This is a genomic window from Sphingobacterium sp. UBA5996 (assembly GCF_002429765.1).
Lineage (GTDB): Bacteria > Bacteroidota > Bacteroidia > Sphingobacteriales > Sphingobacteriaceae > Sphingobacterium.
The window spans coordinates 23,211-45,191 of record NZ_DJAS01000023.1 but is presented as its reverse complement, the minus strand read 5'-3'; the positions used below and the strand labels follow the sequence as shown (position 1 = coordinate 45,191).

Annotated in this window: 16 protein-coding genes and 2 tRNA genes; 14 read left to right on the top strand and 4 right to left on the bottom strand. The window is 40.9% G+C overall.

The window, feature by feature from the left end:
- The first annotated feature begins 38 nt into the window (after positions 1 to 38).
- From B3E00_RS17145 to B3E00_RS17130, 4 genes are all read left to right on the top strand, one after another.
- Positions 39 to 1,010: a polyprenyl synthetase family protein gene (locus B3E00_RS17145; RefSeq protein WP_293879493.1), complete on the top strand. Its 972-nt coding sequence runs from the start codon at positions 39 to 41 to the stop codon at positions 1,008 to 1,010.
- Between the two features lies 1 nt (position 1,011).
- On the top strand, positions 1,012 to 2,064 hold the full coding sequence (locus B3E00_RS17140; protein WP_293879492.1) for a TerC family protein: 1,053 nt from the start codon (positions 1,012 to 1,014) through the stop codon (positions 2,062 to 2,064).
- A 266-nt stretch (positions 2,065 to 2,330) separates the two neighbouring features.
- A complete protein-coding gene (locus tag B3E00_RS17135) occupies positions 2,331 to 3,518 on the top strand; it encodes an aminopeptidase C (RefSeq protein WP_293879491.1) in 1,188 nt (395 codons plus the stop codon).
- A 111-nt stretch (positions 3,519 to 3,629) separates the two neighbouring features.
- The gene (locus B3E00_RS17130; RefSeq protein ID WP_293879490.1) at positions 3,630 to 4,868 is read left to right on the top strand and encodes a thioredoxin family protein; all 1,239 of its coding nucleotides are present in this window, start codon (positions 3,630 to 3,632) and stop codon (positions 4,866 to 4,868) included.
- A 116-nt stretch (positions 4,869 to 4,984) separates the two neighbouring features.
- Here B3E00_RS17130 and B3E00_RS17125 read toward each other — a convergent pair whose 3' ends face one another.
- The gene (locus B3E00_RS17125; RefSeq protein ID WP_293879489.1) at positions 4,985 to 7,108 is read right to left on the bottom strand and encodes a prolyl oligopeptidase family serine peptidase; all 2,124 of its coding nucleotides are present in this window, start codon (positions 7,106 to 7,108) and stop codon (positions 4,985 to 4,987) included.
- Between the two features lie 320 nt (positions 7,109 to 7,428).
- Between B3E00_RS17125 and B3E00_RS17120 the strand changes: the two genes are divergently transcribed.
- The 7 genes from B3E00_RS17120 (at position 7,429) to B3E00_RS17090 (ending at position 12,905) form a co-directional block, all read left to right on the top strand.
- Complete coding sequence (locus B3E00_RS17120) at positions 7,429 to 9,597, top strand: M1 family aminopeptidase (protein ID WP_293879488.1); 2,169 nt, start codon at positions 7,429 to 7,431, stop codon at positions 9,595 to 9,597.
- Positions 9,598 to 9,656: 59 nt separating this feature from the next.
- Positions 9,657 to 10,412 (top strand): UDP-2,3-diacylglucosamine diphosphatase, encoded by a 756-nt coding sequence (locus B3E00_RS17115; RefSeq protein WP_293879487.1) that lies wholly within the window; start codon positions 9,657 to 9,659, stop codon positions 10,410 to 10,412.
- Positions 10,394 to 10,984, top strand: coding sequence for a Crp/Fnr family transcriptional regulator (locus B3E00_RS17110; protein ID WP_293879486.1), 591 nt, complete (start codon positions 10,394 to 10,396; stop codon positions 10,982 to 10,984). The genes B3E00_RS17115 and B3E00_RS17110 overlap by 19 nt, the downstream gene beginning before the upstream one ends.
- 61 nt (positions 10,985 to 11,045) lie before the next feature.
- A complete protein-coding gene (locus B3E00_RS17105) occupies positions 11,046 to 11,375 on the top strand; it encodes a DMT family transporter (RefSeq protein ID WP_209578735.1) in 330 nt (109 codons plus the stop codon).
- Between the two features lie 98 nt (positions 11,376 to 11,473).
- Complete coding sequence (gene prfA / locus B3E00_RS17100; RefSeq protein WP_209578736.1) at positions 11,474 to 12,547, top strand: peptide chain release factor 1; 1,074 nt, start codon at positions 11,474 to 11,476, stop codon at positions 12,545 to 12,547.
- 173 nt (positions 12,548 to 12,720) lie between these two features.
- A tRNA-Asp gene (locus B3E00_RS17095) sits at positions 12,721 to 12,797 on the top strand.
- Between the two features lie 31 nt (positions 12,798 to 12,828).
- Positions 12,829 to 12,905, top strand: a tRNA-Asp gene (locus B3E00_RS17090).
- 104 nt (positions 12,906 to 13,009) lie between these two features.
- Here B3E00_RS17090 and B3E00_RS17085 read toward each other — a convergent pair.
- A complete protein-coding gene (locus tag B3E00_RS17085) occupies positions 13,010 to 17,056 on the bottom strand; it encodes a glycoside hydrolase family 2 TIM barrel-domain containing protein (RefSeq protein WP_293939453.1) in 4,047 nt (1,348 codons plus the stop codon).
- Between the two features lie 392 nt (positions 17,057 to 17,448).
- Between B3E00_RS17085 and B3E00_RS17080 the strand changes: the two genes are divergently transcribed.
- Together B3E00_RS17080 and B3E00_RS17075 are read left to right on the top strand one after the other, a co-directional pair.
- Positions 17,449 to 18,021, top strand: coding sequence for an RNA polymerase sigma factor (locus B3E00_RS17080; protein ID WP_293879484.1), 573 nt, complete (start codon positions 17,449 to 17,451; stop codon positions 18,019 to 18,021).
- 24 nt (positions 18,022 to 18,045) lie between these two features.
- Complete coding sequence (locus B3E00_RS17075) at positions 18,046 to 19,152, top strand: S1 family peptidase (protein WP_293879483.1); 1,107 nt, start codon at positions 18,046 to 18,048, stop codon at positions 19,150 to 19,152.
- Between the two features lie 163 nt (positions 19,153 to 19,315).
- Here B3E00_RS17075 and B3E00_RS17070 read toward each other — a convergent pair whose 3' ends face one another.
- Positions 19,316 to 19,951, bottom strand: coding sequence for a peroxiredoxin (locus B3E00_RS17070; protein ID WP_209578740.1), 636 nt, complete (start codon positions 19,949 to 19,951; stop codon positions 19,316 to 19,318).
- A gap of 318 nt (positions 19,952 to 20,269) precedes the next feature.
- Between B3E00_RS17070 and B3E00_RS17065 the strand changes: the two genes are divergently transcribed.
- On the top strand, positions 20,270 to 21,406 hold the full coding sequence (locus tag B3E00_RS17065; protein ID WP_293879482.1) for an acyl-CoA dehydrogenase: 1,137 nt from the start codon (positions 20,270 to 20,272) through the stop codon (positions 21,404 to 21,406).
- 156 nt (positions 21,407 to 21,562) lie between these two features.
- On the opposite strand, the gene B3E00_RS17060 is transcribed toward B3E00_RS17065, so the two are convergent.
- Positions 21,563 to 21,970 (bottom strand): hypothetical protein, encoded by a 408-nt coding sequence (locus B3E00_RS17060; RefSeq protein WP_293939451.1) that lies wholly within the window; start codon positions 21,968 to 21,970, stop codon positions 21,563 to 21,565.
- Between the last annotated feature and the right edge of the window lie 11 nt (positions 21,971 to 21,981).

Sequence of the window (21,981 nt, the reverse complement as noted above, 5' to 3'; positions counted from 1 at the left end):
CTTTAAGCTTTAACTATTTTGGTATTTCACCCTAATTCATGTCAAAATTAAGAGAGATTCAACGTCCTATTGTCCATGAACTGGAAGCTTTTGAGAAAAAATTCAAAGCTTCGATGAAAAGCTCCGTCCCCTTGTTGGATCGCATTACACAATACTTGATCAAACGTAAAGGCAAACAAATGCGGCCTATGTTTGTGTTCTTTTCAGCGGGCATATGTAACGGAATTAATGAATCCACTTACCGTGGTGCTGCTCTTGTAGAGTTGTTGCACACTGCCTCTTTGGTACATGACGATGTGGTGGACAATTCCTACGAACGTCGAGGATTTTTTTCGATCAATGCGCTATGGAAAAATAAAATTGCTGTTTTGGTGGGTGATTTTCTATTGTCAAGAGGTTTACTCCTTTCGGTAAAACATCAGGATTATCACTTACTAAAAATTGTATCCGAAGCTGTTGAACAGATGAGCGAAGGTGAATTGCTTCAGATCGAAAAGGCTCGTAAACTGGATATTGAAGAGTCTATTTATTTTGAAGTGATCCGAAAAAAAACAGCCTCGCTAATCGCTTCTTGCTGTGCTTGCGGCTCGGCCTCGTCAAATGCAGATCAAGGAACAGTAGATAAACTTCATCAATTTGGTGAAAAAATTGGAATTGCATTCCAGATCAAAGACGATTTGTTTGACTTTGGCTTAGATGACGTCGGCAAACCGCTCGGCAATGATATCAAAGAGAAAAAAATAACTTTACCGCTCATTTATGCATTACATCAAGTTACTGCAAGCGAAAAACGAAGAATCATTAATTTAGTTAAAAACCACAATGAGGATGCTCAAAAAGTTGCTGAAGTCATTGATTTTGTCCGTAAGAGTGGTGGGTTAGCATACGCGACAAGTAAGATGCTAGAATACCAACAAGATGCATTTCGAATATTGGAGGACTTTCCAGACAGCGAATACAAAGCCGGACTGGAGCAATTGGTAAAATACACAACAGAAAGAAAAAAATAAAATGAGTCACGAATTAATGTTTTTTGGTGGGTTCCTAATATTTATTGCGCTTATGCTTGCAATAGATCTTGGGTTATTTTCTAAGGGCGACAAACCTGTCAGCCTGAAGATGGCTAGTATTATGAGTGCCATTTGGGTCTTATTCTCTTTAGGCTTCTATTGGCTGCTACGTCACTATGGATTTGAACTGCACAATATCCATGATTTTAATCACCTCCAAGAGGTCATCGCCAAACACCACCACGATATTAAAATTATTCCCGGAGATCTAGCGGCCAGTCTCGATGTTTATAATAAGAATCTTGGTCTGGAATATCTTACCGGTTATGTTGTGGAATACGCCTTGTCAGTAGATAATATCTTTGTGATGGTCTTACTGTTCACCTCTTTCGGTATTCCAGAGCGTTATTACCATAAGGTTTTGGTTTGGGGTATTTTGGGCGCAATCATTATGCGTTTCTTATTTATATTCCTTGGCGCCACCCTTATTGCTAAGTTTGGCTGGATTCTATATGTTTTCGGCGCTTTCCTAGTCTTTACAGGTGTAAAAATGTTTATTAACCGCAACCAGGAAGAGGACGTTGATCCACAGAATCACCCAGTCGTTAAATTCGCTTCGCGCTATTTTAAAGTAACTCCAAAATTAGACGGTGGACACTTTTTCCATGTAGAGAACGGTGTTAAATACATGACTCCGCTCTTTCTTGTATTGCTGGTGATTGAATTTACAGATCTCATTTTCGCTGTGGATTCTATTCCTGCGATTTTCTCCGTTACCAAAGATCCCTACGTCGTATTTTTTTCTAACATTTTTGCGATTCTAGGCTTACGATCAATGTTTTTCCTATTGGTCAATATCATACACAAATTTCAATACCTCAAAGTAGGTTTAGCCTTTTTACTGGTCTTCATTGGATTAAAGATGCTGCTACACCATTGGTTGGCCGAAGTTGGTTTTACGACAACACATTCACTGATTGTTATTATCGGCATCCTCGCTTTAAGTATCATTGCCTCGCTGCTTTTTCCAAAAAAGTCTTCCATTGCTGATTAGACGAAGCCGATTGAACAACTATGCTTATCGCTGTAAAATGTTGTCGCAAGGGGCAGCACATAATAGAATAAACATCCTATAATGGTCAGAATGAGAATTCTGGCCATTTCTATTTAACCTTAGAAAACTTCTATCATTTCTTTGCCTAGCAGGACATTAAGATACAAATAGTAGATTTTTCAGCACAATTATTTTACAGAGGAATTGATCTTACTCAATTTTATTTATTTATTTTAGCACCACATTAAATTAACAACATACTAACAATGAATTGGAATAAAACGATTGTACTAGCCGCTTCACTTTTTGCAGCGTCTTTCCAAGTACAAGCACAAGACAATTTGATCAATGCGCTTAAAGCAAATCAAAATGACAATAGCAAATCTGGATTTACCTTTACTGAAGTCATCAATCTAGGGAATACATCCATCAAAAATCAAGGTTCATCAGGTACTTGTTGGTCTTATTCAGGTAATTCTTTCCTAGAGTCTGAGATGATTCGTATGGGTAAGAAACCGGTTGAGATATCCCAAATTTATACTGCGCGGAACACATACTTAGACAAAGCACGTACCTATGTACGCCTTCATGGTGGATTGTCATTGGGCGAGGGCGGTCAATTCCATGATGTATTGAACTCCTTTCGTAAATACGGAACAATGCCACAATCGGCGTATACCGGTCTCCACTACGGTACTACCCGTAACAACTTTGGCGAAATGACTTCTATGTTGGACGCTATGTTGGGTGCAGTAGTGAAGGGCAAAACATTGACGCCAAACTGGGAGAAAGCCTATACCGCTGCCATGGATTCTTACCTTGGAGAGGTCCCTGAGAAATTTGACTATAACGGTAAATCCTACACACCACGTACCTTTGCAGATCAGGTAATCGGTATCAATCCAGACGACTATGTCGGTATTGCTTCCGTAACCGATCATCCGTATTACAGCCAGTTCGTATTGCTGATTCCAGACAACTGGTCATTCGACCGTTTTTACAATGTTAAAATGAACGATTTAACGGATATCATTGACAACGCTTTACAAAAGGGTTATACTGTGGCTTGGGCAACTGACGTATCTGAAAAAGGTTTCTCCTGGAAAAACGGGGTTGCTTATGTACCTGAAAAACCATTCGAGGAAATGACAGAGCAAGAAAAATCAACCATGTTCGTTGGTCCTAAACCGGAATTAAAAGTTACAGCCGAAGAAAGACAAAAAGCTTTTGATAACTGGCAAACAACTGATGACCACGGTATGCATATTGTTGGGCTTGTGAAAGATCAAAATGGAAAAGAGTACTACATTGTTAAAAACTCTTGGGGAACAACAAATGACTATCATGGTTACCTTTATGCCTCAAAAGAATTCGTACGTTATAAAACAACTTCTTTGATGTTACACAAAGACGGCCTAACAAAAGATTTAAAGGCTAAGATAAATATCAAATAGACGATTTATCAATCCACAAAAACACCTCTGAAATTAAAACATCCGAGGTGTTTTTGTTTTCAGATTAATTTGATAACTTAAGCATAATTATGAATCTTTTGTTGAGTGAGTATGAGAAGTATAATCGCATTGTGCCTTACGATTTTATTCGGGAATTTGGCTCACGCCCAGACTAAGGGTGTGAAATTTATAAATGGATTGAGTTGGAAACAAATAAAGGAGCGCGCAGAAGCTGAAAACAAATATATCTTTGTAGAGCTATTTGCAACCTGGTGTGGTCCATGCCAATATATGAGTAATGAGATCTTTCCTTTAGAACAGGTGGGGCAGCCAATTAATGAAAACTTTATTAGTGTTAGGGTACAAATGGATTCCACAGAATCTGACAATGCCAACGTCAAAAAATGGTATGCCGATGCGCGTGCTATTTCCAATGAATATAATATTCAATCGTTTCCTACATTTCTTATTTTTAATCCCAATGGACAAGCTGTACACCGCATTGTTGGCGCAAGTGATGCGCCTGAATTTGTCGGCCATGTAATGGATGGGCTAAATCCCGAAACACAGTATTACACCCTGTTAAAAAAATTCGATAAAAGACCGCAGGATATTTACACGGCCAAGCAGATGCTAAAAGCAGCGAATATCGCTTACGATGAAAACACTGCGCGCAAGGCGGAAAATACGTTAGCAAATTCACTAGGAACAGATGAATTGTTCAAAAAGGAGAACGTGCATATTCTATTGGCTGCAGCAAAATTTACCAATTCGAAAGCTTTCAATCTTATCCGGAACAATAAAGAAAAAATTGATATCCTATTAGAGTCACCTGGTATTGCCAACCGTACGCTGGCAAATGTTGTCGTTAACGAATTATTCCAGATTAAAATAGATGCCAAGCACGAACCTAACTGGGATAGTTATCAAAATGAACTGACGGCAAAATATCCGGACATCGATTTCGTTCCGATGTTCAAGAAGATTAGAGCACACTATTACCTTCAGGTGAAAAATTATGTGGCGATGAAGAATACCATCAATGATTATCTTTCATCAGAAGATTTTACTCCACATCAATTAAACACTTTTGCCTGGACTATCTTTAATAACAGCAGCGATCCGGCCTGTATCGAATCCGCACTAAGCTGGAGCAAAAAGTCGATTATTGAAGATCCGAGCAGCGCATTCTTGGACACCTACTCCAATCTACTCTATAAAAAAGGTGAAAAAGAAAAAGCGATAAAGTGGCAAAACAAAGCCGTCGAAATGGCCAGTGAGGACGATCGCCCTATCTATCAAGAAACGCTTGAAAAGATGATGAAAGGAATAAAAACTTGGGAAAACTAAAAGGAACCCGATAAGAGCCTACGCTGATCATCCCTAAAGACAAAAGTCCCGATCCAATTATGGATCGGGACTTTTATATAGATAGAGACCTCAGCCTGAAGCTTCAAGCTGCCTGGTTACTTTAATGCCTTTATTCCCATGTTCCAAAGCGCAAAAGCATACTTATCCACATTACTATTGATCAGAACTTCTGTAGACCTTCCAGCACCATGACCAGCTTTCGTCTCAATACGAATCAATACAGGATTATCACAACCTTGCTTTGCCTGCAGCTCTGAAGCAAATTTATAGGAGTGTGCTGGTACTACCCGATCATCATGATCTCCGGTAAACACCATTGTTGCTGGGTAGCAAACGCCAGATTTCACATTATGCACCGGAGAATACGCTTTCAGATAATCAAACATTTCTTTGCTATCACTGACCGTACCATAATCATAGGACCAACCTGCACCAGCCGTGAAAGTATGGTAACGTAACATATCCAAAACACCAACCTCTGGAAGAGCCACTTTGGCAATTTTAGGATCGATTGTCATTGTCGCCCCAACAAGCAAGCCACCGTTGGATCCCCCGTTTAAAGCGGTATACTCCGGTGATGTATACCCATTCTCCTGCAGGTAACGGGCAGCTGCAATAAAATCATGAAAGACATTTAATTTATTGAACTGCCTGCCGCCATCATGCCATTTCTGACCATATTCGCCGCCGCCACGGAGATTCGGAACAGCATAAACACCGCCATTTGCTAACCACACAGCAACGGAAGTACTGAACCCAGGGGTTAAGCTGATATTAAAGCCCCCATAACCATACACAATCGTCGGGTTTTTACCGTTCAAAGCAATCCCCTTTTTGTAGGTAATAATCATCGGAACTTTCGTACCGTCTTTCGATGTGTAGAACACCTGTTTGGATTCATACTGATCCGAGTCAAACTTTACTTTAGGCTTGATATAAAGTGTAGCGTGCCCAGAACTCACGTTGAACTTATAGCTCGAAGACGGTGTAATGTAATTTGAAAAACCAAAATAGATTTCTTTTTCTGTCTTTTTACCCGAAAAGCCACTCGCTGTACCAATGCCAGGCAATTCTATTTGTCGAATCTTCTTACCGGTATAATCGTATTGAATCACAACAGAAACGGCATCCTTCAAATAATTTGCAAAAAGATAGCCCCCTCCAGTACTGATCGAAAGGACATTTTCAGTCTCTGGAATAACATCTTTCCAGTTCTCTTTTGCAGGATTCTTCAAATCTACTTTAACCAAACGGTTGTTGGCAGCCTTATAATTTGTCTCCAGTAAGAAACTGTCCCCAATATTGTCAACGACACCGGTATTGGCATCAAAATGGTCCTGCAAGCAAATAATCTTGCTATTCGGCTGCTTGAGATCCTGATAATACAGTTCATTTCCCGTTGTCGTATTTGCGGCGGAGATAATTAGGTACCGTTGATCATCTGTCAATGAAGCACCCACATAACGCCTTGGTGTTGCAGAACCTCCAAAAATCAATTTATCTTCAGACTGTGCTGTGTTGAGTTTATGGTAAAATAATTTATGTTGATCTGTTTTTTCAGAAAGTTCAGACCCCTTTGGCTTATCGTAGCTTGAATAATAAAACCCATCATTTCCTTTCCATGCGATACCGGAGAATTTGACATCTATGAGGGTGGCCCCCACAGGTGACTTATCTTTGGCATTCAGCACAATGACTTTCCGCCAGTCTGATCCGCCTTCAGAAATAGAATAGGCGACTAGGCTACCATCTTTAGAAAATGAAATGTCCGCTAATGAAGTCGATCCATCTTTCGAGAAAGTATTTGGGTCCAAGAAAACTTCCTCTGTCCCTTTCTCCCCTAGTTTGCGATAAAGCACCGCATGCTGCTGTAAGCCATTATTTTTAAAAAAATATGTATATCCACCTTCCTTAAAAGGTGTTCCTATTTTTTCATAATTCCATATTTCGGTTAATTGATCTTTCAGTTTTGTGCGGAACGGGATTGCATTCAAATAGTCAAATGTGACCTTATTCTCAGCCTCTACCCAGTTTTTTGTTTCAGCTGAACGATCATCTTCCAGCCAGCGATAGGGGTCTGCAATCTTTTCCCCCCAAAATTCATCCACGACGGTTCCTTTCGTTGTCGTGGGATATGTTAACCGTTGTCCATAACCAGTTGTCGCCGTACCTGCCATACCCATCATCATGAGGATAAGACCAAAATTTTTCTTTATCATAAAATCGTATACTTGTTTCAACCAATCTAAGTTCAATTCACCTAGTATCTGAAAATTTGAGTTGAATATAAACAAATTTATCGACCTCCGATGTTTCTCAGGCTGTATTTATCTTGCAAAGCATACCTTAAAAAGCCCGGATTCATCGTTACCCGACAACCACAATATGGTGCGAAAAGCGCTACAACAAAATCGCTGTCTGTTTATCAGCGATAGAGCAATCGAGAAAACATCCATCAGCAGTTGCATATTTCTTAGCAGCATATTTCTTGGACAGCCGAAATTTCTTTAGATTTATTTAAATCTTGAATTACTAAACCATGTTTAAAAAAATCATATATCTTTTAGTAGGAATTTCCATGCTGCAAACGGGTGTCAGCAATGGTCAGCAACTACCGGTGGATCAACAGTATAGAGCCACCCCTACCAAGATCAATAATCTTGTTCACACCAAGCTGGATGTACGTTTTGACTATACAAATCAATTCCTCTACGGAAAAGAATGGGTTACATTGCAACCCCATTTTTATCCGACGGACTCCCTTCGCCTCGATGCAAAAGGAATGGATATCAAACAGGTGTCTTTGGTTAATGACCAGCAGCTGGTTCCATTAAAATACAACTATGATAACAACTCGCTTTTGATCAAGCTCGACCGCAAGTATCTCGCAAAAGAAAAGTACACCATTTACCTCGATTATACTGCAAAACCCAACTTATTAAAAGCACAGGGCAGTGCAGCAATCAATGATGCAAAAGGACTTTATTTTATCAATCCTGATGAGCGTACGCCAAATAAGCCGCGCCAGATATGGACACAAGGCGAAACCGAAGCGTCTTCAGCATGGTTTCCCACCATCGACCGTCCAAATCAAAAAACCACGGCCGAAATCTCCATGACTGTCCTTGATAAATATGTCAGTTTATCGAATGGAGCGTTGATAAACCAAGAGAAGAATCAGGATGGTACACGCACGGATACCTGGAAAATGGATCTACCACATGCTCCCTACTTGTTTATGATGGCCGTCGGCGATTTCAAAATCTATGCCGATAAGTACAATAATATCCCTGTTGACTATTACCTGGAGCCGAAATATTCGCCCTATGCCAAAGATATTTTTGGGAAGACGCCGGCCATGATGGACTTTTATAGCAAAACACTGGGTGTCCCTTACCCATGGAATAAATATGCACAGATCGTCTGTCGTGATTATGTTTCAGGTGCAATGGAAAACACCAGTGCAACATTGCATGGGGAACATGTACAAAAGACCAAACGCGAATTGTTGGACGATAATCAGGAGGGAACGATTGCCCATGAACTGTTTCACCAGTGGTTTGGCGATTTGGTCACAGCAGAATCTTGGTCCAATCTGACCATGAATGAGTCTTTCGCCACTTTCGGCGAGGTTATCTGGCGTGAACACGACGGAGGTAAAGATCGTGGGGATAAATCGAGGTTTGAAAAACTACAGTCTTACCTTAACACGACTAAAAACGGAAAGAGTCCGGCTTTAGCGCGCTATTATTATCACGATAAAGAAGATATGTTCGATAACATCAGCTATGCGAAAGGATCATTGATTCTCTATGCCCTGAAAGCGCAGATGGGGGATGACGCATTCTATCAATCGCTAAAAAAATATTTGACAGACAATTCTTTTAAAACCGGCGAACCGCAACAGCTGCGTCTCGCTATGGAGGAAGTGACCGGCAAAGACTGGGCTCCGTATTTCAATCAATGGTATTACCAAGGTGGGCATCCAATTTTGAAAATTACGACAAGAACTGGAGAGAACAGTGTTATACTGAACGTAGCCCAAATTCAAGATTCTACCGTGCAGACATTCCAGGTCCCTTTGACCGTCGATATCTATACCAAAAATGGTAAGATCAGACAGCACTTTCAACTCAACAAGCGGAATGCCCAATTTATGGTTCCCGTACCTGCTGCCGTTGAATTTATCGATATTGATCCCGAAAAAGTGCTCGTTGGCCAAATTCAAATCGCTAAGTCAGCTGCCGACTATCTGTATCAATATCAACATGCTCCTTCCTTTGCAAACCGTGCAGAGGCCATTACTTACGCTGCAAAAAATCCGGCGAATACCATTAGTCAACAAATCTTAACTGAAGCGTTAAAGGATACCGATCCCGACCTTGCTGCTACAGCGATTCAGGGTCTCGATCTAAGCAATCCCGCAGTCCGCAAATCAACAGAAAAAACAATCTCGACACTTGCAGAGAAATCCGAAGCCTCTGTTATCCGTGCCTCTGCGATCCAAAAGCTCGCGCAGACAAAAGATAAAAAATACAAAAGTCTAATATTGAATGCTGTAAACGACAAATCCTATATGGTTATCGCAAGTTCGATCATGGCGATAAAAAGTGCTTATCCCGATCAACTTCAGCAGTCTTTAAAGCGCATTGATCCCGATGCCATGGATTATCTAAAGGCGCTCATCACCGAATTATCTAAATCCTAGGAAAATATATTGTGGAGGCGAATTTTGTATTCGCCTCCATTTTTTTTAGTTTTGGCCACATGTCAACAAGAACAAAAATTTATTTTGCGTCCGACTTCCATCTAGGATCGTATCCCTTGGAACGCTCACGGGAAAGGGAGCTGCAAATTATACAGTGGCTAGACCAGATCAAAACAGATGCTGCACAGCTCTATCTTGTTGGTGATATTTTTGATTTCTGGTTTGAATATACCACGGTTGTCCCGAAAGGCTATATCCGCTTTTTGGGTAAATTAGCCGAAATTTCGGATCTTGGCATTCCCATTACTTTATTTAAAGGAAACCACGATATGTGGATGTTTGATTACCTCAAAAAGGAATTAAATGTTCGGATCATCGACAATGAGCTGGAGTTAGAGCTCAACGGAAAACACGTTTATATTCACCACGGTGATGGATTAGGTTCGGGAGATTACAAATACAAGATACTCAAGAAAGTATTTCGGAGCCGTTTCTGCCAATGGTTATTTGCACGTTTACATCCAAATCTTGGCATTGGAATCGCGACACGCTGGTCAAAACATAGCAGGCTTTCGAATAATGAGGACGAAAAGTTTTTGGGCGAAGACAAAGAATGGCTAATTGGCTATGCGAAGGAAGTTGAGTCCATACAGCATCACGACTATTATATTTTTGGACATCGACATCTGCCCTATGATATTAAGCTGAATCCCAATAGCCGCATCATAAATTTGGGCGAATGGATAAACTACCATACCTACGCCGTATGGGATGGTGAAAATTTACGTTTGGAGAAATGGGTGGGCAGATCTTAATTTCATTATCGGATTGCCTCCATGGCTATCACTCTCTTTCGGGGGAAAGCACTTCAAAATTGGAGCAGCTTAGTCAAAAGATCACCGTGAAAAGAAATAGCCTATTAATCGAACAGGACAAAACGCAAAAAGACATCTATTTTTTGGCCTCGGGTTTAGCACGGGTTTATTACGAGACGCCCAAACGTCAAATTACCCTTGATTTTGTTTCCCCCGGAGGAACACTTATTTCCATGAATAGTTATGTGCATGATACCCCAGGTTACGAAAACATCGATCTGCTGGAGGACAGTGTGGTCTATCGCATCAACCAGCAACAGCTTTTTGAGCTCTACGAAAGTGATATCGCGATTGCCAACTGGGGGAGAAAGATGGCTGAACTCGAATTTATAAAAGCCGAGCACCGCACAATGGCGAAGCTTTTTAATACTGCGCAGGAGCGTTATGCAGAACTCCTTCAAAAATACCCCCAATATATCCAGCGCATCAAACTGGGGTACATCGCCTCCTATCTCGGTGTTAGTCAAGTTACTTTAAGTCGGATTCGCGCGAATATTCATACAAATTTTTAACATTTGTAAAAACTATTATCATCCAAAAGAAGGAACTTTGTCTGTAAACAAAGAAAAGGCTATGAACTGGATATTTTTAATATTGGGTGGATTATGTGAAATTGGTTTCACCACCTGTTTGGGTAAAGCGAAAGATGCGACCGGGACTGGGCAATGGCTCTGGTATGGGGCTTTTGTGATCTTTCTTTTTGCGAGTATGGGCTTGCTGATCAAAGCTACACAGACACTTCCTCTGGGTACAGCTTACGCTGTTTGGACGGGGATCGGAGCAGTAGGTACGGTTTTAATGGGAATCATTTTCTTCAAGGAGCCAGCAGATTTCTGGCGCATATTCTTTATTTTCACACTCATTGCCTCTATTGTGGGACTAAAAGCAGTTTCCTCTCATTAATAGCCGGCTAGGTAGTTTAAAAGCAACAAAATTTCCTTACTTTTGTACACTCAATAGTAACCTAGGGCATACATTCCTAGAAGAAGCATTTTTGAAATATGTTAGACAAATTACAAGCGATAAAAGAAAGATGGGAAGAAGTGGAAGCTGAATTAAGCAACCCTGATACCATGCAAGATATGAAACGTTTTGCCAGATTAAATAAAGAATACAAAGATTTGGGCAAGATTGTGGATCAGTACCATATTTATAGAAATATGGTCAGTAATATCGACACCAATAAGGACATCATCATGAACGAAAAGGATCAAGAGCTTCGTGAGATGGCCAAGGAGGAGTTGGATCTTTTATATGTCGCCAAAGAAGAGAAAGAAGAAGAGATTCGTCTGATGCTGATTCCGAAGGATCCTGAAGACGCGAAAAACGCCATTATCGAAATTCGTGGTGGATCGGGCGGTGATGAAGCAGCTTTATTTGCTGGTGACCTCTATCGCATGTACACACGTTATTTCGAGACCAAAGGCTGGCGTAATGAAGTCATGGATGTTACCGAAGGAACTTCTGGCGGTTACAAGGAGGTGATATTAAAGGTAATCGGTGAAGACGTTTATGGACAATTGAAATACGAATCAGGTGTACACCGTGTGCAACGCGTTCCAGATACTGAAACGCAAGGCCGGGTACATACATCCGCAGCTTCGGTAGCAGTTCTTCCCGAGGCGGAAGAAGTGGATGTTGAAATCAATCCTGGTGATATTGAATTACAGACATCCCGCTCGGGAGGTGCCGGTGGACAGAACGTCAACAAGGTAGAAACAAAAGTACAATTAACGCATAAACCGACGGGTATCGTCGTTGTTTGTCAGGTCGAACGTTCCCAATTAGCCAACCGTGAGTTAGCTATGGAGATGTTGCGTAACAAACTTTACGAGCTCGAGTTGAACAAAAAGAACGGCGACATCGCCGCAAAAAGAAAAACATTGGTATCAACAGGAGACCGTTCGGCAAAGATTCGTACCTATAATTACCCACAAGGTCGAGTTACCGAGCACCGTATCGGAATGACAATGTACAACTTACCGGCAATTATGGACGGTGATATTCAAGGAATTATCGATGCACTGCAATTTGCAGAGAATGCAGAGAAGATGAAAGACGGCCAAGTAGATTAGTTTTTTTTCAAAAAATCTTTGCAGATACGTAAACAAACGCTATATTTGCACACCTTCTGAGGAGAAGGGTTGAGGTCTGGTAGTTCAGCTGGTNNTCGAGTCCCGTCCAGACCGCTTCAAAAGAGAGAAAAATCTCTTATGTTCTTTAACAAAATAAGTTTTTAAGATTTTTAGGTCTGGTAGTTCAGCTGGTTAGAATACATGCCTGTCACGCATGGGGTCGCGGGTTCGAGTCCCGTCCAGACCGCCAAAAATTGTTAAAAACAATCTTTAAGATTTTAGGTCTGGTAGTTCAGCTGGTTAGAATACATGCCTGTCACGCATGGGGTCGCGGGTTCGAGTCCCGTCCAGACCGCCAACAAAAAAAAGCATCATTTATCATTAAATGATGCTTTTTTTTTGCTTTGATAAGCCAAATTCCACTTTTTTTAATTCATATTGATGGGCGTCCACAGGGTCGTTTTACTCCGCTATAACCATAAATTCAGCACCCGAAGCATAATCATCGCCCCGTTGTGAGTTAAGTCCTGTAAAACGGATATACCGTCCCTTAACAGGCTTCTCAAATCGAACAGTTTTTAGTTTTTTATTTCTTTCAAAAGATCCCGACATCACCTCTTCCCAATTCTTGCCATCCTTGCTTACTTGAATCTTGTAATCCTTAATATCACCATTCGGTCCATCCTGTCTTGGCAGGAAAGTGAACCCTTTAATTATTTTGATACGCGCTGCGTCAAAATCAACCCAATGCGGGTATTGAGCTACCGTCACCGAATACATCGTGTGCCAGATCGAAGATGGGTCTCCATCCAATAGGTTTTTAGCATCACCTTCACCAGTTTCCTGACTTGAAGCAAAGACAACTTCCATTGGAATGGTCTCGATTTTTGTGTATTGTTGTGTTACCTTTAATTTCTCATTATGCTGATACCAAGCGGTTACGGTACCACCGGTCCGTAAATCAAAAGGAGCTTTATAGACACGTGGTTTTGCGTTGTTCAAACTGTACAATACAGGCTCACTTTTATTTCCTGCTAGCATCGAAACTTCACCATTGGAACTTCTCACGATTGATATTGGCGCATCTCCTGCAGTCGCTACCTGAACCTTCTCCTTCATATCATTGTTCTGAATCGGACGGATAATAAAGCCTATTGCAGTTGGTACTGCTTTCACACGATCTTTGTCCAACGGTGGCCCTTGTCCGCAGCTATTGCCACCCAATCCGGTTACCGCGGCATCAAGATGCACGTGGACGCCCGAACTCTTTGGCAATTGGTAAGGATGTGGTGCAAGCGTCAATTCAAGCTCACTATATTCCAAAGCCGAGGTCGATAAATGCTCTTTCGCAACAAAAACAACTCCCTGTCCATTATCATTTGTCAATGCTGTCCAGCGCACATCTTCATTGTTGCTCATATTTTGCGGATTGGGCCAGGGCACGAACTGATCTTTTACGGTGCTTTTGTGCATTTCAATAAATTGAGCAGTCTTCCGGTCAGCATAATTATTGATCGGTCCCCGGCCATAATAACTATAGTTGCTGTATTCAGCAGGCAGTTGCAAAGAATAGCCCAGTCGCGCTAAGACCACACTCGCATTATTGGATGTAATACTCGAAGACAATTCAATGGAGCCATCCTTATAGATTGTCCAGATCTGATTGCTTGTAAATTTAAAGTCGTCCTTACCAAAAGGTTTGTCTTTATGTTCTCTAAGGGTGTAGGTTCCCGAAGTTCCGCCCAGCAAAGACGCACCGTAAGGGGCTTGCGACTCAACCGTAAACGCCAATACAATCGTTCCATCTTTCTTGGTATAGCTGTTTGAAGACAAAACCTTATGTTGCAGATTATGCAATCCTTTTTCAAACCATTGCTGGTAAGCCCAGTTATCATTGTCAACCGGAGCACGTAGCGCATCCAATTGAGGGCCTTGGCCATCACGGATAATTTGTTTGCCTGCATAAACTAGATTGTAAATCGAGCCTGTCTTATTGTCAAACTTAGCCGTAAACAGATCTCCCTTCACCACTTGTAAATCGCCTTCTTTGGAAAGCACCGGAGCTCCTCCTTTTGCAACAGATGAAATCAGCGGTTTATTTTCAGCAGCTTTGACAAAAAGCTGTTCCTCCATCTGGACAAAACCTTTTGTCGCCCATGGTCTATCTTCATGGAGGATAAATTGCACTTTCACAAAATATTCCGATCCCGCATCTAACTGCGCGTAATTTATCGGCAATACAAGCTGCTTGCGTTGGCGCGCCTTGGGCAAATCCGCTGTACTGATCGTGCGTTTGCTATTTGTTACTTCTACACCGTCTTTGAATAACGACCATTGTACCTGATAATCGGATAGATCCTTGAAATAATTTTTATTAAAAAGCTCAATTTTTCCCTGTTGAATATCAACAGCTTTTACGCTCACATTTTGATAAACTTTCTTCACCTCATAGTATTGTGGTTTCGGTTTCATATCAGCAAAGATCAACCCATTCATCACGAACGTTCCATCATTGGGTTTATCCCCAAAATCACCACCATAGGCCAGAAAGCGTTCTCCGGTCTTTTTATCGTAATAATACATGGCCTGATCGATCCAATCCCAAATGGCGCCGCCCATAAAGAAATTTGTCGATTCGATGGCTTCCCAATAATCAATCAAGTTACCACCAGCATTCCCCATGGAATGTGCATATTCTGAAATATGAAACGGATACTTCAATTTATAGGTACCTTTTACAGCACCTCTGACCCAGTCAATTGACGGATATTGGTTGGACCCCAGATCAACAATTGCATTGTTACGCTCGTATTGAACAGGTCTTGATGTATCGATTTTCTTGATAGCCTGATAGGCAGCCACGAAATTATCACCCGGACCAGCTTCGTTTCCTAAAGACCAGATAACAACAGCCGGATGATTGATGGTCGAATGCACCATTTCGATATTACGGGCCACATGTGCATTCTTCCATTCAGGAACATGCGAAAGCGATTCTTTGCCATAATAATACTCATGACTTTCGATATTGGCTTCATCCTCCAAGTAAATCCCATATTTATCGCATAGGTAATACCAATACGCAGGTTCCGGATAATGCGAATTACGAACGTGGTTGATATTGGCCCTTTTCATCAATTTCACCTCAGCTTCCATTTGTTCTCTTGTCACCACTTTACCATGCTCAGGATTGGTCTCGTGCCTGTTGACACCTTTTAGTTTGACTGTTTTCCCGTTGATATAATAATAACGGCCCGCTAGCCCAAATTCATCATCTGCCGCTTCGGTATCTTTGATCTCAACTTTTCTAAATCCGACATAGGTGGAAATAGTCTCAACCGTGTTGTTTTTCTTATCCTTCAATTCAGCCACCAAAGTATACCGATACGGTAACTCTGCCGACCATTTATTCGGATTCTTCACATTCAATGTCGCGGCTACGCTATTAGAAGTTTGACTGCCCAGCGTAGGAACAAGTGCCGATGCTTCAGTTTGGTCTACAAGCGTATTTTCGTCACTATACAATTTATTTTTATAGAGTGAATACACAACTTTATAGCCCTCAGCCTGCTTACTGCTGAGATTTCGTATCGTACTGGTAATTTTCAAGGAACCATTTTCATAGTTGCTATCCAAATCTGGAATAGCCGCCAGATCACGGATCTGCACTTTCGGCGCAGAAGTCAGGGAAACGTCCCGAAATATACCGGGCAGTCTAAACATATCCTGCGACTCAAGAAAAGATCCATCAGAACTACGATAAACTTCAACAGCCAACACATTTTCAGCACCCTTTTTTAAGTAAGGTGAGATATTGAAAGACGCAACGTTTCTTGAATTTTTCGAAAAACCGACATATTTACCATTGATCCATAGGTAGAAAAAAGAATCTACCCCATCAAAATTGATAAATACCTCCCGGCCGTCCCAGTCGGCAGGAACTGTAAAATTACGTCGATACGATCCAACTTCATTACGATAAATATAGGTTGTCCAATCCTGCGCCGGAGTCCGCATGACTCCACCTTTCCAATCACCGACCTCTACCTGATGATGAAAGATAACACGCTGGTTGGTATAAATAGGAACGCCATACTTTAAGCTTCCATCCTTTTGTATACCATAAATATTCCAGCTCATGGGCACAGGCACCGATTCCCAGCTACCAACATTATAGGTAGGATGATAAAAATCCTTTGGCCGCTCCTCCGGAGTCTTCACCCAGTTGAATTTCCAGGATCCATTGAGCGAAATCCAATAGTTACTGTGCTCGGGAAGTACTTTTCTTGCGCTTTGCACGTTTTTAAAAGAATAGAACGAAGCATGTGGCAGTTCTTTATTCAGTGATAATAATTGAGGCGATTCCCATTCATTCCCTTTTGGAGACGGTGAAGCGCCATACTGAAAACCGTCGATAGCGGATGAGGTTGTCTGCCCTATCGTGAAACTTGGGTTCAGAGATAGCAAGGAGGCTAGAATCGTTGAAAAAATAACAGATTTTCTTAACATAATGTCGTTGAACAATTTAGACTAGGAAACCAAATGTAACTTCATTTTGTAGTAATAACAAGCAGATTATGAAAGCACTCGATTGCGAAACTTTTTCGATACAATCAAAGCTCGTTTCGCTCACTTTCGTGTGCTTCATCATTCGAGGAAAGTTCTTCTGGCAGATAAGATGCAAAGGAAATAACAACATTAAAAAAAGATCCCAAGGAAAACTTGCAGTGCTGAGAAATAGATCGCACTATTCCAATAAAAAACAAATGCTTTCGGTTATCAGGAATAAGCAGTATTTTTGGGTAGATTTCACTTTAAACAAATAAAAGTTTGCGTTTGAAATTATTTCGAATAATTTTATTTTTCAAAGGGTTACAATTTAAGCATTAAGGTATTAATAGGTGAGTAAATTCAGTAAATCAGTCCTGCTAGAAAATGATGAGCAAATCATTGAAGGCATCAAAGACGGCAACAGCTTGGCGATAGATGCTATCTATAAGCGTTACTATCCGTCTATAAGCCATATGATCTTGCAAAATAATGGAAGGGAGGATGAAGCGAAAGATATCTTTCAAGAAGCTGTCATTGTGCTCTACGATAAAGTTTCCAAAGGGAACTTTGAGCTCAGCAGCAAACTTAAAACATATCTTTACTCGATTTGCAGAAGGCTTTGGCTTAAGCAACTCAATCGTGCTGGTTTTGGCAATAGTGACATTCGCGGTTATGAAGATTCCTTATTTGAGGAAGAAGATCTACAACAGCATGAAGAACTTGAAAAAAAGTTCGACCAAATGGAGCTTGCCTTAGAGAAAATGGGAGAACCCTGTAAGACAATCTTACACGACTTCTATATCTTAAACCATTCGATGCAGGATATCTGTGAAAAATTTGGTTATACCAATACAGATAATGCCAAGACTCAGAAGTATAAATGCCTGCAACGGCTGAAAAAAATATTTTTTTCAACAGATTAAAATTTGAGTAACACCATGGGAACAATGAATCAAAAAGAATTTTTCGAATTAGCAGATCAATATCTTCGCGGCGAATTATCGGCCGAGGAACAAGCTGCATTTGAATCTTTCTGTGCTGAACACCCGTCCTATGCTGCCCAATTACAACAACACCGCGAATTTGTTGCCCATATGAAAGAAACTAGCCATCGTCTAGATTTCAAAAATGCATTGGCACAATCAGCAAAGGAATACCATAAATCCCAAAGTAAAACGACCAAGGTCGTTCCAATGAAGCAATCAACGGTGATTTCACTTTGGGAACGTATCAAAGCCAGTTCTTTGGTAGCTGCAGTAGTCGCGGTATTTGCAGTGTTTGGCACATTATGGTTGAGCGGTTATTACAGCAACCTCGAAAAGGCATCTTCCGATTACAGTGCATTGCGTAGAGACATGAACAATGTCAAAAAGAACGTCAATGCTCATAATGCTGCAATCAAAGATATCAACGACAAAAAATCAGTGAAAGGTACTGAAAGCCAATTTGGCGCAACAGGCTTTATGTTGACAACAGATGGTTATGTTGTCACTAATTACCACGTTGTTAGTGGTGCCGATTCGATTTATTTGCAAAATAATAAAGGCGAATCCTATAAAGCACAAATCGTACATACTGATCCAAGCAAAGACTTGGCTATTTTGTACATCGCTGATAAGAACTTTAAGAAAGTTAAAAGCTTACCTTACACATTCAAAACATCAACTTCAGATCTTGGTGAAGATATTTATACCATAGGATTTCCCCGAGATGAAGCCGTATATGGTCAGGGATATCTAAGTTCATCAACAGGCTATGCCGGTGATACGATTGCGTATCAGATATCCGTACCAGTTAATCCAGGTAACAGTGGCGGTCCCGTATTGGATAGCAGAGGTAATGTGATTGGTATTATTTCTGGAAAGCAACGCGGCATAGATGGTGCAGCCTTTGCAATCAAAACAAAATCAATCTTGAATGCTTTAGCGGACATTCCAACGGATTCTTTGGTTACGGGTCTTAAGATCAACAAAAAGAACAGTTTGGCAGGTTTACCAAGAACAGAACAAATCAAGAAAATGCAAGACTATATTTATATGGTCAAAGTTTATTAATACCGGCATCTTTTAGCAACATAAAAAAGCAACGTTTTCCCGACGTTGCTTTTTTTGTATTCTGATCTTTAGCTAATTTCTCTTCCTTTGACCTCACATACCACTTCCGACTTACCGGACTGTTATAATGCAATGGAGGCTTTTGGACAACAGAACAAAATTACTATAAGTTTGGCTGCGGCGTAGTCCGCAAATACGGTTTAATTTCTTTAAATCCTTTTGGGAATTTAGCTGGAATATCTTCCGTTTTAATCGCAGGGACAACAATAACATCCTCCCCATGCTTCCAGTCAGCAGGCGTAGCCACTTGGTAATCTGCCGTTAGCTGCAACGAATCAATAACCCGTAAAATCTCATCAAAATTACGACCTGTTGAGGCTGGATAAGTCAACGTCAATTTGATTTTTTTGTCAGGCCCTATAATGAATACCGAACGCACCGTAGTTGTTGCAGAAGCATTCGGATGGATCATATCGTATAATTCGGATACATGATGATCTTCATCGGCTATAACCGGGAAATTCACTTCTGTATTTTGCGTCTCATTAATATCCTTGATCCAGTTTAAATGATCGTTTACATTATCTACACTCAACGCAATGGCTTTTACACCCCTTTTGTCAAATTCCGATTTTAACTTTGCCGTGCGCCCCAACTCTGTGGTACATACCGGTGTATAATCTGACGGGTGCGAAAAGAAAACGACCCAGCTATCTTTAATATAATCGTGAAAGTCTATTTCACCAATGGTTGTTTGCGCTTTAAAATTTGGCGCTTCATCTCCTAATCTTAAACTCATAATCTTATTTTTTTAAATGTGTTTACATTATATAGTCTACAAATATAGTAGATTAAATTTAGCAAACAAGTAATTCTTCATTTTTTTAAATTAATATGAAAAAACTAAGGTCATCTCATCCACCGTTTAAATATGCAAAAGCACAAAAAGTTAATCGCGTAATTACTATGCTTGCATAATATATATTTTGTATATTTGGGTATGGCTTTACATTGAGCTTCTAAACTAATCATGTGTTAGGAAAAACATTTTGAGATCAAACCTTATTAGATAGCTAGTTATCGGCTTGGTAACTGATAAACCAAAAATAGGAATACCATGAATTTTGAATTAAGCGAAGAACATAAAATGATCCGCGATGCAGCGCGGGAATTTGCCCAGGAATTAAAGGCTGGGGTAATAGAACGCGATGAATCCGCTAAATTTCCTACCGATTTTGTCAAACAGATGGGCGAACTTGGATTTATGGGCATCATGACACCGGAAATTTATGGCGGTGCGGGTATGGATACGTTAGCCTACGTTCTCGTACTGGAAGAAATTGCCAAAATTGACGCCTCCGCGGCCGTTATTGTCTCCGCTCACAATTCCCTCGTATTATATGGACTTAATGCTTTTGGGACGGAAGAACAGAAACAGAAATACCTGATTCCTTTGGCAAAAGGGGAAAAACTTGGTGCATTTGCACTATCCGAACCCGAAGCCGGTTCTGACGCCTCGTCACAACATACAACTGCAGAAGATAAAGGCGATCATTATTTACTAAATGGCACAAAAAACTGGATCACTAATGGGGGGCATGCCGATATCTATCTTGTCATTGCACAGACACATCCTGAAAAAGGCCATAAAGGAATCAATGTTTTAATCGTTGAAAAAGGGCTGCCTGGATTTACCATTGGCCCTAAAGAAAACAAATTGGGCATCCGCAGTTCAGATACTCACTCACTCCTATTTTCCGATGTTAAGATTCCCAAAGAAAATCGTATTGGGGAAGATGGTTTCGGTTTTAAATTTGCCATGAAAACGCTGGATGGCGGGCGTATAGGTATCGCTGCGCAGGCCTTGGGAATAGCTGCTGGCGCTTATGATCTTGCTTTGGCCTACGCAAAAGAGCGTAAGACCTTTGGAAAGCCAATATCGGAACATCAAGCTATTCAATTTAAATTGGCCGATATGGAGGTCGAGATTGAGGCCGCTCGGCTTTTGACATATAAAGCTGCCTGGACTAAAGATCAAGGACTTCCCTACGGTAAAGAAGCAGCAACGGCCAAATTACATGCGTCTGAAGTTGCCATGAAACACACAGTAGAAGCTGTACAGATCCACGGTGGCTATGGTTACGTAAAAGAATATCATGTCGAAAGGTTAATGCGTGATGCAAAGATCACCCAAATCTATGAAGGTACCTCCGAAATTCAACGCCTGGTTATTGCCCGAGAAATCTTGCGGTAGCATTCCGTTAAAAATCCCTTAATAAACGGGAGCCGCCAGTTTAATAACTGACAGCTCCCGTTTATTTTCTCTGCTAAGCGCAGTATCGTTCATATCACAACTCGAAGTTCCTATAGCACTTCAATACTACATGAACTTAGCAGACAGTTCGCTGCTCTAGTCTATAGTTTTCAATTTATTATCGATCATCGCTAGATACTGGTAATCTTGAAAAGCAAAGCTGGCTGTTTGGGCCATAGCTAGATTAAGAATGAGCTTTGCTTTACGAAGTAAGTTTTCCTGGCTACCATCCGTAGCATTCAACCCATCAAATAATAGCGTCAGTGCCAGTGGATGTAATTGTTGCGCATCCAGGTCATTTTTTGCATAAGCTGTAAGCTCAGCTTCGGAAATACGCAAATAAAAACTCCGATCCCTTTCAAAAAACTTCTGATAGGCTTCGGCAAACTGGGCCGGATCTTCAGGCTCAGCAAACGCATCGTAACCGTCAATCCATATCCGCAGAAATTTCCCGATGTCCTCCACCCAGCGTACCATCAAATCTCTTTTAAAACTTATTCCCATCGTATAGATCT

What these genes read in the sequence shown, in the direction of transcription:
- B3E00_RS17145 (WP_293879493.1), top strand. Translation starts at nt 39, where the DNA reads ATGTCAAAATTAAGAGAGATTCAACGTCCTATTGTCCATGAACTGGAA.
- B3E00_RS17140 (WP_293879492.1), top strand. Translation starts at nt 1,012, where the DNA reads ATGAGTCACGAATTAATGTTTTTTGGTGGGTTCCTAATATTTATTGCG.
- B3E00_RS17135 (WP_293879491.1), top strand. Translation starts at nt 2,331, where the DNA reads ATGAATTGGAATAAAACGATTGTACTAGCCGCTTCACTTTTTGCAGCG.
- B3E00_RS17130 (WP_293879490.1), top strand. Translation starts at nt 3,630, where the DNA reads ATGAGAAGTATAATCGCATTGTGCCTTACGATTTTATTCGGGAATTTG.
- B3E00_RS17125 (WP_293879489.1), bottom strand. Translation starts at nt 7,108, where the DNA reads ATGATAAAGAAAAATTTTGGTCTTATCCTCATGATGATGGGTATGGCA.
- B3E00_RS17120 (WP_293879488.1), top strand. Translation starts at nt 7,429, where the DNA reads ATGTTTAAAAAAATCATATATCTTTTAGTAGGAATTTCCATGCTGCAA.
- B3E00_RS17115 (WP_293879487.1), top strand. Translation starts at nt 9,657, where the DNA reads ATGTCAACAAGAACAAAAATTTATTTTGCGTCCGACTTCCATCTAGGA.
- B3E00_RS17110 (WP_293879486.1), top strand. Translation starts at nt 10,394, where the DNA reads ATGGGTGGGCAGATCTTAATTTCATTATCGGATTGCCTCCATGGCTAT.
- B3E00_RS17105 (WP_209578735.1), top strand. Translation starts at nt 11,046, where the DNA reads ATGAACTGGATATTTTTAATATTGGGTGGATTATGTGAAATTGGTTTC.
- prfA (WP_209578736.1), top strand. Translation starts at nt 11,474, where the DNA reads ATGTTAGACAAATTACAAGCGATAAAAGAAAGATGGGAAGAAGTGGAA.
- B3E00_RS17085 (WP_293939453.1), bottom strand. Translation starts at nt 17,056, where the DNA reads ATGTTAAGAAAATCTGTTATTTTTTCAACGATTCTAGCCTCCTTGCTA.
- B3E00_RS17075 (WP_293879483.1), top strand. Translation starts at nt 18,046, where the DNA reads ATGAATCAAAAAGAATTTTTCGAATTAGCAGATCAATATCTTCGCGGC.
- B3E00_RS17070 (WP_209578740.1), bottom strand. Translation starts at nt 19,951, where the DNA reads ATGAGTTTAAGATTAGGAGATGAAGCGCCAAATTTTAAAGCGCAAACA.
- B3E00_RS17065 (WP_293879482.1), top strand. Translation starts at nt 20,270, where the DNA reads ATGAATTTTGAATTAAGCGAAGAACATAAAATGATCCGCGATGCAGCG.
- B3E00_RS17060 (WP_293939451.1), bottom strand. Translation starts at nt 21,970, where the DNA reads ATGGGAATAAGTTTTAAAAGAGATTTGATGGTACGCTGGGTGGAGGAC.